This window comes from Nonomuraea diastatica (assembly GCF_004349015.1).
Classification (GTDB): Bacteria; Actinomycetota; Actinomycetes; order Streptosporangiales; family Streptosporangiaceae; genus Nonomuraea; species Nonomuraea diastatica.
On record NZ_SMKP01000245.1, the window covers coordinates 1 to 13,517 of the forward strand.

General features: G+C 70.0%; 12 protein-coding genes. 4 read left to right on the forward strand and 8 right to left on the reverse strand.

Translation table 11 applies throughout. From position 1 onward, the window contains the following. Nucleotides 1-491: 491 nt before the first annotated feature. Nucleotides 492-1,286, forward strand: a complete 795-nt coding sequence (locus E1294_RS47060; RefSeq protein WP_132518498.1) for a Clp protease N-terminal domain-containing protein — start codon at nt 492-494, stop codon at nt 1,284-1,286. Between the two features lie 256 nt (nt 1,287-1,542). Here E1294_RS47060 and E1294_RS47065 read toward each other — a convergent pair whose 3' ends face one another. From E1294_RS47065 to E1294_RS47080, 4 genes are all read right to left on the reverse strand, one after another. Then, on the reverse strand, nt 1,543-2,436 hold the full coding sequence (locus E1294_RS47065) for an RpnC/YadD family protein (protein ID WP_246083781.1): 894 nt from the start codon (nt 2,434-2,436) through the stop codon (nt 1,543-1,545). A 130-nt stretch (nt 2,437-2,566) separates the two neighbouring features. Beyond that, nucleotides 2,567-3,685, reverse strand: a complete 1,119-nt coding sequence (locus tag E1294_RS47070) for a magnesium and cobalt transport protein CorA (RefSeq protein ID WP_132518500.1) — start codon at nt 3,683-3,685, stop codon at nt 2,567-2,569. Nucleotides 3,686-3,708: 23 nt separating this feature from the next. Beyond that, nucleotides 3,709-4,182, reverse strand: coding sequence for a nuclear transport factor 2 family protein (locus E1294_RS47075; RefSeq protein WP_132518502.1), 474 nt, complete (start codon nt 4,180-4,182; stop codon nt 3,709-3,711). 7 nt (nt 4,183-4,189) lie between these two features. Beyond that, nucleotides 4,190-5,074, reverse strand: coding sequence for an amidohydrolase family protein (locus tag E1294_RS47080; protein ID WP_246083782.1), 885 nt, complete (start codon nt 5,072-5,074; stop codon nt 4,190-4,192). 34 nt (nt 5,075-5,108) lie between these two features. Between E1294_RS47080 and E1294_RS47085 the strand changes: the two genes are divergently transcribed. Then, nucleotides 5,109-5,807: a M50 family metallopeptidase gene (locus tag E1294_RS47085; protein ID WP_132518504.1), complete on the forward strand. Its 699-nt coding sequence runs from the start codon at nt 5,109-5,111 to the stop codon at nt 5,805-5,807. Between the two features lie 54 nt (nt 5,808-5,861). Further along, nucleotides 5,862-7,334, forward strand: a complete 1,473-nt coding sequence (locus E1294_RS47090; RefSeq protein WP_132518506.1) for a serine/threonine-protein kinase — start codon at nt 5,862-5,864, stop codon at nt 7,332-7,334. Here E1294_RS47090 and E1294_RS47095 read toward each other — a convergent pair. Further along, nucleotides 7,323-9,497, reverse strand: coding sequence for a thiamine pyrophosphate-dependent enzyme (locus E1294_RS47095; RefSeq protein WP_165977879.1), 2,175 nt, complete (start codon nt 9,495-9,497; stop codon nt 7,323-7,325). The genes E1294_RS47090 and E1294_RS47095 overlap by 12 nt on opposite strands. Nucleotides 9,498-9,738: 241 nt before the next feature. On the opposite strand from E1294_RS47095, the gene E1294_RS47100 reads away from it, so the two are divergent. Then, on the forward strand, nt 9,739-11,076 hold the full coding sequence (locus tag E1294_RS47100) for a hypothetical protein (protein WP_132518510.1): 1,338 nt from the start codon (nt 9,739-9,741) through the stop codon (nt 11,074-11,076). 66 nt (nt 11,077-11,142) lie between these two features. Here the strand turns inward: E1294_RS47100 and E1294_RS47105 are convergent, their stop codons facing one another. The 3 genes from E1294_RS47105 to E1294_RS47115 all read right to left on the reverse strand — a co-directional run. Beyond that, nucleotides 11,143-11,997, reverse strand: coding sequence for an ABC transporter permease (locus E1294_RS47105; RefSeq protein WP_132518512.1), 855 nt, complete (start codon nt 11,995-11,997; stop codon nt 11,143-11,145). Nucleotides 11,998-11,999: 2 nt separating this feature from the next. After that, a complete protein-coding gene (locus E1294_RS47110; protein WP_132518514.1) occupies nt 12,000-12,977 on the reverse strand; it encodes an ATP-binding cassette domain-containing protein in 978 nt (325 codons plus the stop codon). After that, a partial coding sequence (locus tag E1294_RS47115) for a PadR family transcriptional regulator (RefSeq protein WP_220448345.1) occupies nt 12,978-13,517 on the reverse strand: 540 nt, incomplete at its 5' end.

The following is a 13,517-nucleotide window of genomic DNA, read 5'->3' on the forward strand; positions in this document are numbered from 1 at the left end:
CGCCCAGCCCGGGCGGCACCAGCGCCATGCCGAGCCCGCACTACAACAGCCTGAAGGCACGATCACCGTCTTCGACTTCTCGAAGTCGAGCGGCGGGCGCCACACGGTGTCCGCCAGCGCGCCGGCCCGCGCCTTCCCGACGGGCTTCGGCATGCGCCACATCTTCCGCGCTTGACGCGCCTCGATCCACCGGTGTCACGGTTTCTCCACCCGGTGGTGCGGAGTGTGACAGATGCTTTACTATAAGTGTGCGATCGCAGGTCGAAGGGCCGCTGTTTGACGAGCGCTGTCGGGCCTGCCATCGGTGACTTCGGGGAGCAGCCGTCGCCCGGTGCCGGATCGCCCATCTACTCGGGCTCACCCTGCGTGGGTGAGCCCGCTGCGCCTCTGCCGGCCGGAGCACGGCCGCACCGCGACGCGCCCCTCCGTTCTGAATCTCGCCAACGGGCATGGGGTATGGTCTAGCACCCCATTGGGGTTATAGTGGGGGCATGCCTAAGATCAACGTATACCTCCCCGACGAGCTCGCCGAGGCCGTCAAGCAGGCCGGCGTCCCGGTGTCGGCGATCTGTCAGCGTGCCCTGGAGCAGGCGGTGCGCCGGGTGACCGCCATCAGGGAGATGGCCCTGGTCCCCCAAGACCTCGACGAGCCGACCGGGGCGCTGGCACACCTCACTCCCAGGACCCGCGTCGTGGTGGTCAAGCTGGCCCAGGAGGCGGCCAGGGCCGACGGGGCCACCAGCGTCGGCACCGAGCACCTGCTCGCCGGCATGCTGAGCGAGGGCGCCAACCTGGCGCTGCACGTGCTGCGCGCCATGGACGTCGACCCCGAGCAGGCCGGGCGCGACCTCTCCCGCCACCGGCCGGCCCAGGAGCCTGAAGGCGCCACGGACGGCGACGCGCCGCTGGCGCTGAGCACGGAGGCCGCCAACGCCCTGGAGCTCACCGTCACCGAGGCCACCTCTCTCGGCCACAACTACGTCGGTTGTGAGCACCTCCTGCTCGGCCTCGTCGCCGAGCCCGACGGGATCGCCGGCCAGGTCCTGCGCGGGCTGGGCGCCGAGCCCCGGCTCACCCGGCGCGCGGTGGTGGCGGCCCTGGCCGGACATGTCCACCTGCGTGCCCAGGCTCAGCAGGACACCCTCGCGGCCCAGGGCGGGGCGAGCGCCCAAGGAGAGGCCGGGGCCGCCGTGCAGGCGAGACTGGCGGCCGCGATCCGTCAGGAGCTCCAGCCGTTCGTCCAGCGCCTCGAACGCCTGGAAGAACGCCTCGGTCCGGACACCTGAGGAGCAGGAATGATCGCCACTGGCCGGAGGCGTACTCTCGCCGCGCTGCGCGTCGCCATCGTCTCCCTGGTCGTGGTCGGCATGGTGATCGCGGCGACGTGGTGAGCCGCCCCGATCCGGGGGCGGCGGCTCTCACAATTCTGCCGGAATGCCGATGACCTCCGCCTCGAAGCAGCGACGAGGCCACAGAATCCGCGAACGCTGGACGTTCAGATTTACTCGCCCGGCTGCCGGAGCAGATTAGAGCGGGGCGGGCTCAGGTGAACAGATCCTGAAGGGCTTGGGCGGTGGCGGCCCGGGTGAGCCAGGTTTCGAGCTGGGCCAGGTCAGTGCAGGAAGTGATCCGGACGCGGGCGTCCTCTGAGACGTCGAGGCCGCGGGCTGTCAGCACGAGCAACACTGACTTGGCTGCTTCTTCCGCCTTGCCCTCGGTCCTGCCCTCTGCTTTGCCTTCTGTCCTGCCTTCTTCGAGGCCGCGGCCGTAGTGCTCGCGGGCGAAAGGACTGTAGACGGGCCAGTCGGTGGATGTCATGATTTCCTCCATGAGACGCTGGATCTCGGGCGCGGCCATGCTGAAGGCGTATTCATAGTACTTCGGAGCGTGGTCGTCGGGGCTGTCGGCCAGTGCTGTGGCGAACGCCTCGATGACCTTGCGGCTGCGACCGTGGACCATGACCGACATGGCCGCGAGGTCCAGGTGGTCGGCGGCTTGCTGGGGGTCGGTGATGGCGGGGATGGCGTCCGGTCCCAGCACCCAGGCCTGGAAGCGGTAACCGGTCAGCCCGGAGTCGATCGGCTCTGCGTAGTAGATGGCGTCTTTGCGGTCGGGACAGATGACCAACACGGTGACATCGCACTTCAGCATCAGCCACAGCGAGGCCGCGTAGCGAGCCAACTGCCGGGGGTCCTTGGACCTGTCCTGCTGGATCTCCACGATGACGGCGTGTGCGATGGCTTGCGGTGGCCCCATGGTCAGCACCAGGTCGGCCTCGATGTCGTCGGAGGGGCGGGTGTTGAAGGTGGTCTTCTCAATCTGGATCAGCGGAGTGACGGGCAGGTTCACGCCCATGAGATCGCGCAGAATATCGACCACCAGTGAGGGACGGTCGTGGAACAGCTTGACAAGCGTGTCATGTCGGGGGGACGGCATGACACTCATTGTCACACAACGAACACTGTAAGTGGCGAAGATTCGCGATGGCCGCTGCGGCAGCTTGGGCAAAGGGGTGTGGAGTCTTCGCCGACACGCCCGTGAAGCCTCGGGCGTCGATGGCACGAAGTCAGAGCCAGTCGCGGCGTTTGAAGACGGTGTAGAGGATCAGGCAGACGGCGGCCATGAGCAGGATGGAGAACGGGTAGCCGAACGCCCAGTGCGTTTCGGGCATGAAGTCGAAGTTCATCCCGTAAATGGTGCCGACCAGGGTGGGCGCGAAGAGGATGGCGGCCCAGGCGGAGATCTTCTTGACCTCCTCGCCCTGCCTGATGCTCGCCTCCGTCATCCGCGCCATCTCCTCGTTCTGAGCCTGCGTGACGAGCGTCGAGTTGACGATGAGGATGTTCTGCAACGTCTGCCGGAAGGACGAGATGCGCTCCTCCACGGTGATCGCGTGGTCGGCCACGTCACGCATATAGCTCTCCAGCTCGCTGGTCACCCCGTATTTCGCCGCTCCCGCGATGAACCCGTGGATCATCCCGACCAGCGGCGCCGTGGCCCGCTGGAACTCGATCACCTCGCCCGACAGCTCGTAGACGCGGCGGGAGACCGAAGGGTCGCCGCCGAAGACCTGGACCTCGATCTCCTCGATGTCCTTCTGCAGCCCGGCCACCACCGGCGCGTAGCCGTCGACGACGGCGTCGAGGATGGCGTAGAGCACGGCCTGCGGGCCCTGCCGGAGCAGGGCGGGGTCCGACTCCATCCGCCGGCGCACTCCGTGCAGGTCGGGCGCCTCCGCGTGGCGTACGGTGATCACGAAGTTGGGGCCGACGAAGAGGTGCAGCTCCCCGAACGCGACCTCCTCCACGTCGTCGAGGTAGCGTGCGGCCCGCAGCACCACGAACAGCGTGTCGCCGTAACGGTCGGCCTTGGGCCGCTGGGAGCCGACGATGGCGTCCTCCAGCGCCAGCTCGTGCAGCTCGAACTCCTCGCCGAGCTTGACCAGTTCCCATTCCTTCGGCCGGTAGAGGCCGATCCAGGCCATGCTGCCCGGCTCCTGCTTGAGGCGTTCGAAGGCGTCGGCGAGCGAGCCCGGGTTGTCGACCCGCTCCCCGTCGCGGTAGATCGCGTTGTCGATGACGGTCGGCCGGTAGGGCGGCTCTTCCGAGGCGCGCGGGTCCATGGAGAGCTCGGGCGCCTCCTCGCGTGCGTCCGTGCCGCGCCTGAACCCTCTGACCCTGGCCATGCCTTCCCTGCCCCTCCCAACGGTTACGCGGGCTGGAACCCGCCGAGCTGCTGCGCCGCCCGGTCTCTGATGGACTTGCGCCACATGGGAGTCCAGCCGAACAGCAGCCCGTGCGGCCTGCCGAGCGCCATCTTCGACCAGCGCCTGAAGTCGAAGTCGTCGTGGTGGCGGACGATCAGCCCGTCCTCGAACCTGAACAGCGCGTCGATCTCGTTGACGACCTCGCGTCCCGTGCGCGAGAACGTGTAGCGGGCCGTCCAGTGCGCGGTGCCGCTGTGGTCGTCCGCCGTCACGTCGCCGTAGGCGGACTTCAGCCCATTGCGGACGCCGAGCTGCAGCCGCCACATCCGCATGACCCTTTCGCGCCCGTCCACCTCCTGGAAGATGGGGTCGCCGAAACTGACCTCGGGGTGGTAGCAGCTCTCCATGGCCGCGAAGTCCGCCTGCCCCAGAGCGTCGTAGAAGGCGCTGATGAGCGCCACGTGCCGATCGTTCACTTTCTCATCAGATCATGTCCGCGCCGTTGTCCCAGCACACGGCCCTGAGCCAGGCGTCGCCGAGGCCGAGCCGGGCGAGCGCGTCGAGCTGGTGCGCGTAGGAGTACGGGATGGTCGGGAAGTCACTACCGAGCACCACCTTCCCCGCGAGGCCGAGATCAAGCAGCGCGGGCCGCAGCCGGGCGGGGAACGGCATGCCGCGCTCGGCGAAGTCGGTGAACGCCATCGTGGTGTCCAGCGCGACCCGTTCGTAGCGCGCGGCCAGCTCGAAGAACGGGTCGTACTCCGGCATCCCCAGGTGCGCGATCACCAGCCGGAGCCCGGGATGGCGGCGCAGCACCCGGCCGATCGGCTCCGCGCCGACGTGACCGCAGGGGACGGGCACCGAGCTGGCGTGCGTCACCACCGGCACCCCGGCCTCCACCAGCAGCCCCCACACCTCGTCCAGTTCCTCGCTTCGCGGGTCGAACCCGCCGACCTGCAGGTGCACCTTGAAGATCCGGGCACCGTCCGTGAGCGCTCGTCGCACGTAGCCCACGACTCCAGGCTCGGGGTAGAAGGTCGCCGACGGGAGGCATTCCGGTGTACGGCGGGCGAAGTCGAGAGTCCAGGCGTTGAGATCGGCGGCCATGCCCGGTTTGTGGGCGTAGGCGAGGGCGGGGAACGTGCGTACGCCCAGCTCCCGCAGCCGCGTCAGCCGCTCCTCCACCGGCCACTCGTACTCGATCTTCCAGCCGTCGCCCACCAGCGGGCCGCCGTGGCGGAAGTGGTGCCAGACGCGCCGCTGCATGCGTTCGGGCAGGAAGTGAACGTGCAGGTCGATCAGGCCGGGCAAGCCGAGGCCCCGCCACCAGTCCGGCACCTCCGCGTCAGAATGTTGTTCTGTGGCCACGGGAAGGACTTTACCTGGATAGGGTTCTCCCTCGATGGACAAGTTCTGGGCCCACCTGATCGAGGTTCAGCCTGACCCCGACCCCTGGGTCATGGCGGTCTCGGCTCTCGCCGCGCTCGTGCTCGTCGGTTTCCGCCTGCCCTGGCAGGTGTCCAGGGGCCTGATCACGATCGCCCACGAGGGTGGCCATGCGCTGATGGCGCTGGCCACCCGGCGCAAGCTCGAAGGCATCCGCCTGCACTCCGACACCTCGGGCGTCACCCTGACCAGGGGCAAGCCCACCGGTCCCGGCATGGTCCTGACCGCGCTGGCCGGTTATCTCGCGCCCTCGCTGCTGGGCCTGGCCGCGGCGTGGCTGACCGAGCAGGGCCGCATCACGCTGCTGATCTGGGTCGTGCTGCTGTTCCTGGTCTGCATGCTGCTGCTCATCCGCAACCTGTACGGCGCCCTGATCCTGCTGGCCACCGGCGGCGCGGTGTTCGCCCTCATCATGTACGCGCCGGCCGAGGTTCAGCAGGTCGTGGCCCTGGTGGCGGTGTGGTTCCTGCTGTTCGGCGGGATCCGGCCGGTCATCGAGCTGCAGCGCAAGCGGCACCGGCGCCAGGCCCGTGACTCCGACGCCGACCAGCTGGCCAGGCTGACGATCCTGCCGGGCGGGTTCTACGTGTTCTTCTTCCTGCTGGTGTCGCTCGCGTCAGTGGCTTTCGCCGCATACCTCATGAATCCTCTCTAGGCTCGCATCTCCCCGCTAAACTCGCCTGCGAGCTCCGTGACAGGGGGGAGTGCCGTGCTGCCAGTCGAGAACGCACCGGGCTACCGCGTGCTCGACGAGGCGGGCCGGGGCGGGTTCGCCGTCGTCTACCGCGCCCACCAGGAGCGCCTCGACCGGATCGTGGCACTCAAGGTGCTCTCCGTCGACCGGGTCGACCAGCGCACTATGCGCCGGTTCCAGCGGGAGTTGCAGCTCACCGGCCGCCTGACCGGCCACCCCAACGTCGTGACCGTCTTCGACACCGGTGTGACGCGCTCCGGCAAGCCGTACATCGCGATGGACTTCTTCGAGCACGGCTCGCTGCGTGACAAGGTCCGCCGGGAGGGCCCGCTGTCCGTGCAGGACACGCTGCGCGCGGGCGTCAAGCTGGCCGGCGCGCTGGCCGCCGTGCACGAGGCCGGCGTCCTGCACGGCGACATCAAGCCGCAGAACATCCTCATCTCCCGGTACGGCGAGCCCGCCATCGCCGACTTCGGCGTGGCCAGGGTCGTCGACAACGCGGAGGTCTCGGCCACCTCGCAGGCGTTCACGCCGCTGCACGCCGCCCCCGAGGTGCTCACCGGCGCCCCCCACTCCGCTTCGACCGACATCTACTCGCTCGGCTCGACCCTCTACCACCTGCTGGCCGGCCGGCCGGCTTTCCACAACGCGACGGACCCGTCGATCGCGCCGCTGATGTACCGCGTGCTCAGCGTCGATCCGCCACCCCTCAACCGCGCCGACGTGCCGCCGCCGGTCTTCGAGACGATCCTGCGGGCGATGTCCAAACACCCCGAGGCCCGGTACGCGTCCGCGCGTGAGCTCGCGCGGACGTTGCAGGAGGTGCAGGGAGAGCTGGGTCTGCCGGTGACGGACCTGGTGGGCCAGGATCCGGGGCCGGGACCGGGGATGTCCACGGTGTCCTACCCCCGCCACGACCCGCACGCGACCGGTCCGGCCGGCCCGGTCAATCCGGCCGCGACCGGTGGGCCGGCGCCCCGCGGGCCTGGCGTGCCGGCCGGATCGCCGCGGCCGGCGACAAACCTCGTGATCGGTGTCGGGATCGCCGTCATCGCGGCCGGCGGCACGGCGCTGGCGGTGCACCTGTCGCTCCAGCAGAGCCCGCCCCCTCGCACGACCACCCAGCCGCCGGCCTCCCAGCAGGGCACCGGCGAGCCCGAGCCCATCGACGAGCGGGACGTGGCGGCGCTGGCCCCGCGCGCCCTGAAGGTGACGGCGGACCAGGGTGCGCTGGTGAAGCTGCGCTGGGCGCTGCCCTCCGGGGCCCGCCGCTATCCCGTCGTGCTGCAGCGTTCGCCGGTGAAAGAGGGCGAGCAGCGCATCACCGCGCTGGCCCAGGGAGCCACCTCGACCCGTGTCGCGGGTCTCGACCCCGACACCGGCTACTGCTTCGTCGTCGGCGTGCCCCTGCGCATCTCGGAGTCGTCGACCGTGGCCTGGTCGAAGCCCATGTGCATCAGGGGCGCGGTGGCGCGCTCAACCGAGTAGCTTGCGCGCCGCCTGCTCGATCTCCTCCTCCGACAGCAGCACGTGGTCGGCCGCCCCGCCGAGCGGGATGAAGCTGTCGGATGAGGTGACCCGGGCGATCGACCCGGTGAACCCGGCGTCGAGCAGCTCGGCCACGACGCCCTCCGACACGCCTCCCGAGTGCCGGGTCTCGTCGGCGATCAGCACGTTGCCGGTCAGCTCCGCGGCCCGCAGCAGGTCGTCCAACGGCAGCGGCGCCAGCCAGCGCAGGTCGAGCACGCGGCAGCCGTAGCCCTCCTGGGTGAGCCGCACCGCGGCGCGCAGGCTCATCCGCACCCCGTTGCCGAACGTCACGATCGTCAGGTCGCGCCCGTCGCCGTAGGAGCGGGCGCGCCCGATGGGGACGTGGGTCTCGGCCCAGCGACCGGGCGGCGCGTAGGGCGCCAGCCAGCCTCCGTCGCCCTGCTCGAACAGGTCACGCGTGTGGTAGAGCGCGATCGGCTCCAGGTAGACGCAGACCGACCCGGACATGCGGGCCGCCGCCAGGCAGGTGCGCAGCATGGCCGAGGCGTCGTCGGGGCGCGACGGCGAGGCGATGACCAGCCCCGGGATGTCGCGCAGCGCCGCCACCGCGTTGTCGTTGTGGAAGTGGCCGCCGAACCCCTTCTGGTAGGCGTAGCCGGCCACCCGCACCACCATCGGGTTGGTGTAGGTGCCGCGCGAGAAGAACGACAGCGTGGCCGCCTCCCCGCGGATCTGGTCGAGCGCGTTGTGCAGGTAGGCGAGGTATTGGATCTCGGGCACCGGCAGCAGCCCCGACACGCCGGAGCCGAGCGCCAGCCCCAGGACGGCCTGCTCGTCGAGCAGCGTGTCGAACACCCGCCCAGGTCCGAACCGCTTCTGCAACCCCCTGGTCACGCCGTAGACGCCGCCCTTCTTGGCGACGTCCTCGCCGAACACCGTCATCTCCGGGTAGACGGTCAGCGCGTCGGCGAGCGTGCGGTTGACGGACTGGCAGAGCGTCAGCGGCTGCTCGTTCTCCGGCAGAGACCCGGCGAACGTCTTCTCCCTGGCCTCGCCGGTGGCCGCCACCGGGCTGATCCTGGCGATCAACTCGGGGTCGCGCGGCGCGATCGGCTCCATGACCTCGCGGGCCGAGCCGAGCCGCGGGCTGCGCGTCGTCTCCATCGCCATCCGCAGCACGTGCTCACGTGTGGACTCGTACGTGGTGAGCAGCCCTTCCGGGGTCTCCAGCCCGGCTTCGACGAGCAGCGCCGCCGTCCGCAGCAGCGGGTCGCGCGCGAGGCCGGCCTTGATCTCGCGCTGCGTGCGGTAGGCCGACTCGACGTCCGAGCCGGCGTGCCCCATGAGCCGCACGGTCGACAGGTGCAGGAAGGCGGGAGAGCGGTGCTCGCGTACGTGCTCGGCGGCACGGACGGCCACGTCGTAGACCTGTGCCAGGTCGCAGCCGTCGGCGGCGAAGTAGACGATGCCCGGGCGCCGCGCGGCCGCTTCCACCCACCCCTTGGGGGTGCGGACGCTGATGCCGATGCCGTTGTCCTCGCACACGAACAGGAGGGGCAGCGCCTGCCCCTGGTGGGTCGCGTAGGAGGCGGTGTTGAAGCCGGACAGGGCGCTGGCGTGGTTGATCGAGGCGTCGCCGAAGCTGCAGACGGCGACCGCGTCTTCCGGCCAGGCGGACCTGACGCCGAGGGCCCGCGCCCGCTCGATCGCGAACGCCACGCCGACGGCCCTGGGCAGGTGGCTGGCGATCGTCGAGGTCTGCGGGATGACGGCCAGGTCGGGATGGCCGAACACCTTGTGCCTGCCGCCCGCGATCGGCTCGTCGGCCGCCGCGGTCAGGCCCATCAGCACGTCGCGGATGCCCTGCTCGGGCAGCCGCCCGGCCTGCTCTGACCTGGTGAGATAGAAGGCGCCGGAGCGGTAGTGGAGCAGGGCGGGGTCGCCGGGCCGCAGCGCGGCGGCGACGGCCGCGTTGCCTTCGTGACCGGCGGAGCCGATCGTGTAGTAGCCCTCGTCCTGCGCGCGCAACCAGCGGGCGGCGACGTCGAGCAGCCGGCTGTCGAGCTGGCGGTGGAACAGGGTGCGGCACTGCTCGCCGGTCAGGGCGACGCCGTCGCGGACCGGCTGCCCGGGATCTCGGGCGGGGCCCGCCTCAAGCATCGCAACGGCCTGGGTGAAATGAGTCTCAACTGTGTCGCGCGCCACAGCTCGATTATGTCTTTGTTCGGCGCTGCCGTCTGCCGGACACCGATGACATGTTGTGGACCGGTCCCTTTGACCCCAACTTATTACTGTTTGTCAGAATCCCCAACCTTCCCGTTCGCGAGCACGTCTACTGGGTGACACACGTGGCACCCTCAATGCCGCGTTGGACCAATGGGGTGTCCAGAAAGGAACCCGCATGTTACAACGCATCCGTGTAGCCGCTCTCGCCACCGTGCTGGCCGCCGGGACGGTCGTCTCGGCGGCCACCGCCGCGACGGCGGCTCAATCCCCCGCCATCGCCAGGGTGAGCATCGACCCCGGCCCTCCGATCGACGTCTCCAAGGGCGCGGTCAAGGCCACGTTCAGCTTCTACACCAAGGGCGCGGAGAAGGCCGGTTTCACGGTCAAGGCGCCCGGCGACGTCAGCGTCGACACCCCCGTCACCCTGACGCCGGCCAAGCGCGGAAACTGGACGAAGTGGACCGGCACGAAGTCCTTCGACGCCGGCAACGTCGGCAAGTGGGGCTGGAGAGCCTCCGCCACCGGCGGCGGCGACGCGTCTCGCAGCGGGACGTTCGAAGTCGTCAGGAAACTGCTCGACACCAAGATCGCCAACTTCGGCGCCCGCCCCGACCAGGTGGACAAGGGCGACAGGATCAGGGTCTCCGGACGGCTCCTCGCCGACGGCAAGGCCTACTCCGGCCAGTCCGTCGCGATCACCTTCCGTGAGCGTGGTACGGACGCCTACCGCGAGGTCGCCAAGGTGCGGACCGGCCGCGGCGGCTGGTTCAGCGCCCGCGTCCGCGTCGACTCCACCGGCTGGTGGCGGGCCCAGTTCGCGGCGACGTCCGCGGCCGAGTCGTCCGTCAGCGACTCCGACCGGGTCGACGTCAGGCGCTCCAGGCTCGACAGCCGGATCTCCCGCTTCGACGCCCGTCCCGAGCCCGTGGAGCAGGGCGACAGGCTCCGCTTCTCCGGCTCCCTGCGGATCGAGGACCGCGCTCGCGTGTCCGGCCAGCGGGTGGAGATCTTCTTCAAGGCCGCCGGCTCCGACCGCTGGACGTACGTCACGAGCGACAGGACCAGCCGCCACGGCCGCTTCTACGCCTCTGCCACCGCGCGGAGCTCGGGCTGGTGGCGCGCCGAGTACGGCGGCGCCCGCGGCGTCAAGGGCACGGCCAGCCGCCCGGACTGGGTGACCGTCACGCCGCCCGAGAAGGCGGACACGCGGCTGATCAAGGTCAACGCGTACCCCGAGCCGGTCGAGCGCGGCTCTCACCTGAGGATCAGGGGCCTGCTGCAGATCGACGACGAGGGCTCCTGGGAGGGGTACCAGGGCCGGGTGTCGCTGTACTTCAGGCCGCTGGGCTCGCGCACGTGGCAGTACGTGAAGACGACCTGGTCCAGCGACAGCGGCCGCCTCTACACCAAGGCCAAGGCCTGGCGGTCGGGCCGCTGGAGGTTCGTCTTCCGCGGTGACGACGACGCCCACGGCGACACCAGCGGCTCGGACTACGTCCGCGTGAGACGGTGACCGCCTGAACTCCCTGACACGACGACGGGCCCGGGGCGCACCGCCCCGGGCCTCGTCGCCCCGGGCCTACTCGGCCCGCCTGAACTGGGCGATGCCCACGCCGAGCAGCGCCGCACCGAGCGCGGCCACGACGCCCAGCTCCAGCAGCACCGGCACCTGCTGACCGAACCACGTCACCCCGGGATTCAGCACCGCGTTCACCTGGGCGGGCACGTCCAGATGCGCGAAGACCGCCTGCCGCATCGGATCCACCGCGTACGTCATCGGGTTGACGACGGTCAGCACGTGGAGCCACGAAGGCAGGTTGGCCAGCGGGAACATCGCCCCCGACAGGAACATCATCGGCATGATCGCCATCTGCATCAGCCCGAAGAAGGTCTGCATGTTCTTCATCCGGGCGGCCAGCATCACCCCGAAGGCCGTGATCGTGAACGCCGCCAGGAACATCTCCGCCAGCAGCGTGAGGAACAGCGTGGGGGAGTAGGGCACGCCCACCAGCCCTGCCATGGCGAGGATGACGACGCCCTGCCCGGTGGCCACGATGGCGCCGCCCAGGCACTTGCCGACCACGATCGCGCCGCGCGACACGGGCGCGACGAGCATCTCCCTGAGGAACCCGAACTCGCGGTCCCACACGATGGACCCGGCGGAGAACATGCCCGTCATGATCACGGTCATGGAGATCATGCCGGGAAACATGAACGTGCGGTAGTCGATCCCGGGGATCGAGCCCTGCACCAGCGAGCCCAGACCCGTGCCCATGACGAACAACCACAACACGGGCTGCGTGAGCATCGACACCATGCGGGTGCGGTCGTTGACGAACCGCAACATCTCCCGGTGGAGCACGATCTTGATGGCCCGGAGGTCGTGACCGGCGCTGCGGGCCGGCACCCGGACACTGATGGTCTCTGCCGCCATGACTATCGCCTCGCCATCGCACGCGCCCACGCCATGGTGTCGCCGCCGGCCTCGGCGTCGCGGATCGTGGAGCCGGTGTAGGACATGAACACGTCGTCGAGCGACGGCCGGGAGACGCTCACCGACCGGATCGGCATGCCGAGCTCGGCGAACAGCCGGGGCACGAACTCCTCGCCCGACGGCACCGCGAACGTCACCGCGCCGTCGCGCACGGCCGCCTCCAGCCCGAACCGCTCCCGCAGCGCCTCGATCGCCGCGGTGTCGTCGGCGGTCTGGATCTGCACGCGGTCCTCGCCGACGCTGGCCTTGAGCGCCTCAGGGGAGTCGATGACGACGATCTCGCCGTGGTCGATGATCGCGATCCTGTCGCAGTATTCGGCCTCGTCCATGTAGTGCGTGGTCATGAAGATGGTGATGTCCTCCATGAGCCGTAACTGGTTGATGTAGCCCCAGATGGCCGAGCGGGTCTGCGGGTCGAGGCCGACGGTCGGCTCGTCCAGGAACAAGACCCGTGGCGAGTGCAGCAGGCCCCTGGCGATCTCCAGCCGGCGCTTCATGCCGCCGGAGAACGTCATCACCTTGGCGTCCTTGCGGTCCCACAGCGCCACCATCTCCATCACCTGCCGGATCCGGTCGCCGACCACGCTCTTCGGCACGCCGTACAGCTCCGCGTGGAAGCGCAGGTTCTGCTCGGCGCTCAGGTAGCCGTCGAGGGTGGGGTCCTGGAAGACCAGGCCGATGTTCCTGCGCACCTCGTCACGTTCCCGCACCACGTCGTGCCCCGCGACCGTGGCGCCGCCGCCGGTCGGGTTCACCAGGGTGCAGAGCATGTTGATGGTGGTGGTCTTGCCGGCGCCGTTGGGGCCGAGGAAGCCGAACACCTCACCGGGGCGCACCTCGAAGTCCACGCCTTTGACGGCGTCGACCTTGCCGTACGACTTCCGCAACCCCCGCACGGCCACCGCCGCGTTCTCACCCATTCAGCCCTCCGCGAGGATGTGGAAGACGGACTTGCGGGTCTGCTTGATCAGCTTCTTGGCCGCCGCCACCTGCCGGTCGCTGCCCGTCCTGGCCAGGTGGGAGAAGGCCTCGTTGAGCTGGGCCCAGAGCAGGCGCAGCTCGTGGTGGCCGGCCGGCACGGTGCGGGCGACCTCCTCCCACGGCGCCTCGCCGGCGTGCCGGGCCGCGTGCGCGCGCCCCTGCTCGGTCACCCGGTACGTACGGCTCCCGCCCGCTTCGTCCGCCGCCACCAGTCCCTCGTCCTCCAGCTGCTGGAGCGCCGGGTAGACCGATCCGGGGCTGGGCCGCCACACGCCGCGGCTGCGCTCCTCGATGCCCTGGATCATCTGGTAGCCGTTCTGCGGCCCTTCGTGGAGGAGGGCGAGCAGAGCCGCTCTGACGTCGCCCCTGCGGATCCTCGGCGGGGGCGTATCCCATCCCGGCCCCACGCCGGACGGCGGCGCCGGCGGTGGGTGCGGTGCTGGGGGGCCTGGTGGGAAGGCGCCGGGCCCGGGTGTCCC

Bases quoted from the DNA above. Each gene is read 5' to 3' on its own strand.
- E1294_RS47060 (WP_132518498.1), top strand. From the start codon at position 492: ATGCCTAAGATCAACGTATACCTCCCCGACGAGCTCGCCGAGGCCGTC.
- E1294_RS47065 (WP_246083781.1), bottom strand. From the start codon at position 2,436: ATGCCGTCCCCCCGACATGACACGCTTGTCAAGCTGTTCCACGACCGT.
- E1294_RS47070 (WP_132518500.1), bottom strand. From the start codon at position 3,685: ATGGCCAGGGTCAGAGGGTTCAGGCGCGGCACGGACGCACGCGAGGAG.
- E1294_RS47085 (WP_132518504.1), top strand. From the start codon at position 5,109: ATGGACAAGTTCTGGGCCCACCTGATCGAGGTTCAGCCTGACCCCGAC.
- E1294_RS47095 (WP_165977879.1), bottom strand. From the start codon at position 9,497: ATGCTTGAGGCGGGCCCCGCCCGAGATCCCGGGCAGCCGGTCCGCGAC.
- E1294_RS47100 (WP_132518510.1), top strand. From the start codon at position 9,739: ATGTTACAACGCATCCGTGTAGCCGCTCTCGCCACCGTGCTGGCCGCC.
- E1294_RS47105 (WP_132518512.1), bottom strand. From the start codon at position 11,997: ATGGCGGCAGAGACCATCAGTGTCCGGGTGCCGGCCCGCAGCGCCGGT.
- E1294_RS47110 (WP_132518514.1), bottom strand. From the start codon at position 12,977: ATGGGTGAGAACGCGGCGGTGGCCGTGCGGGGGTTGCGGAAGTCGTAC.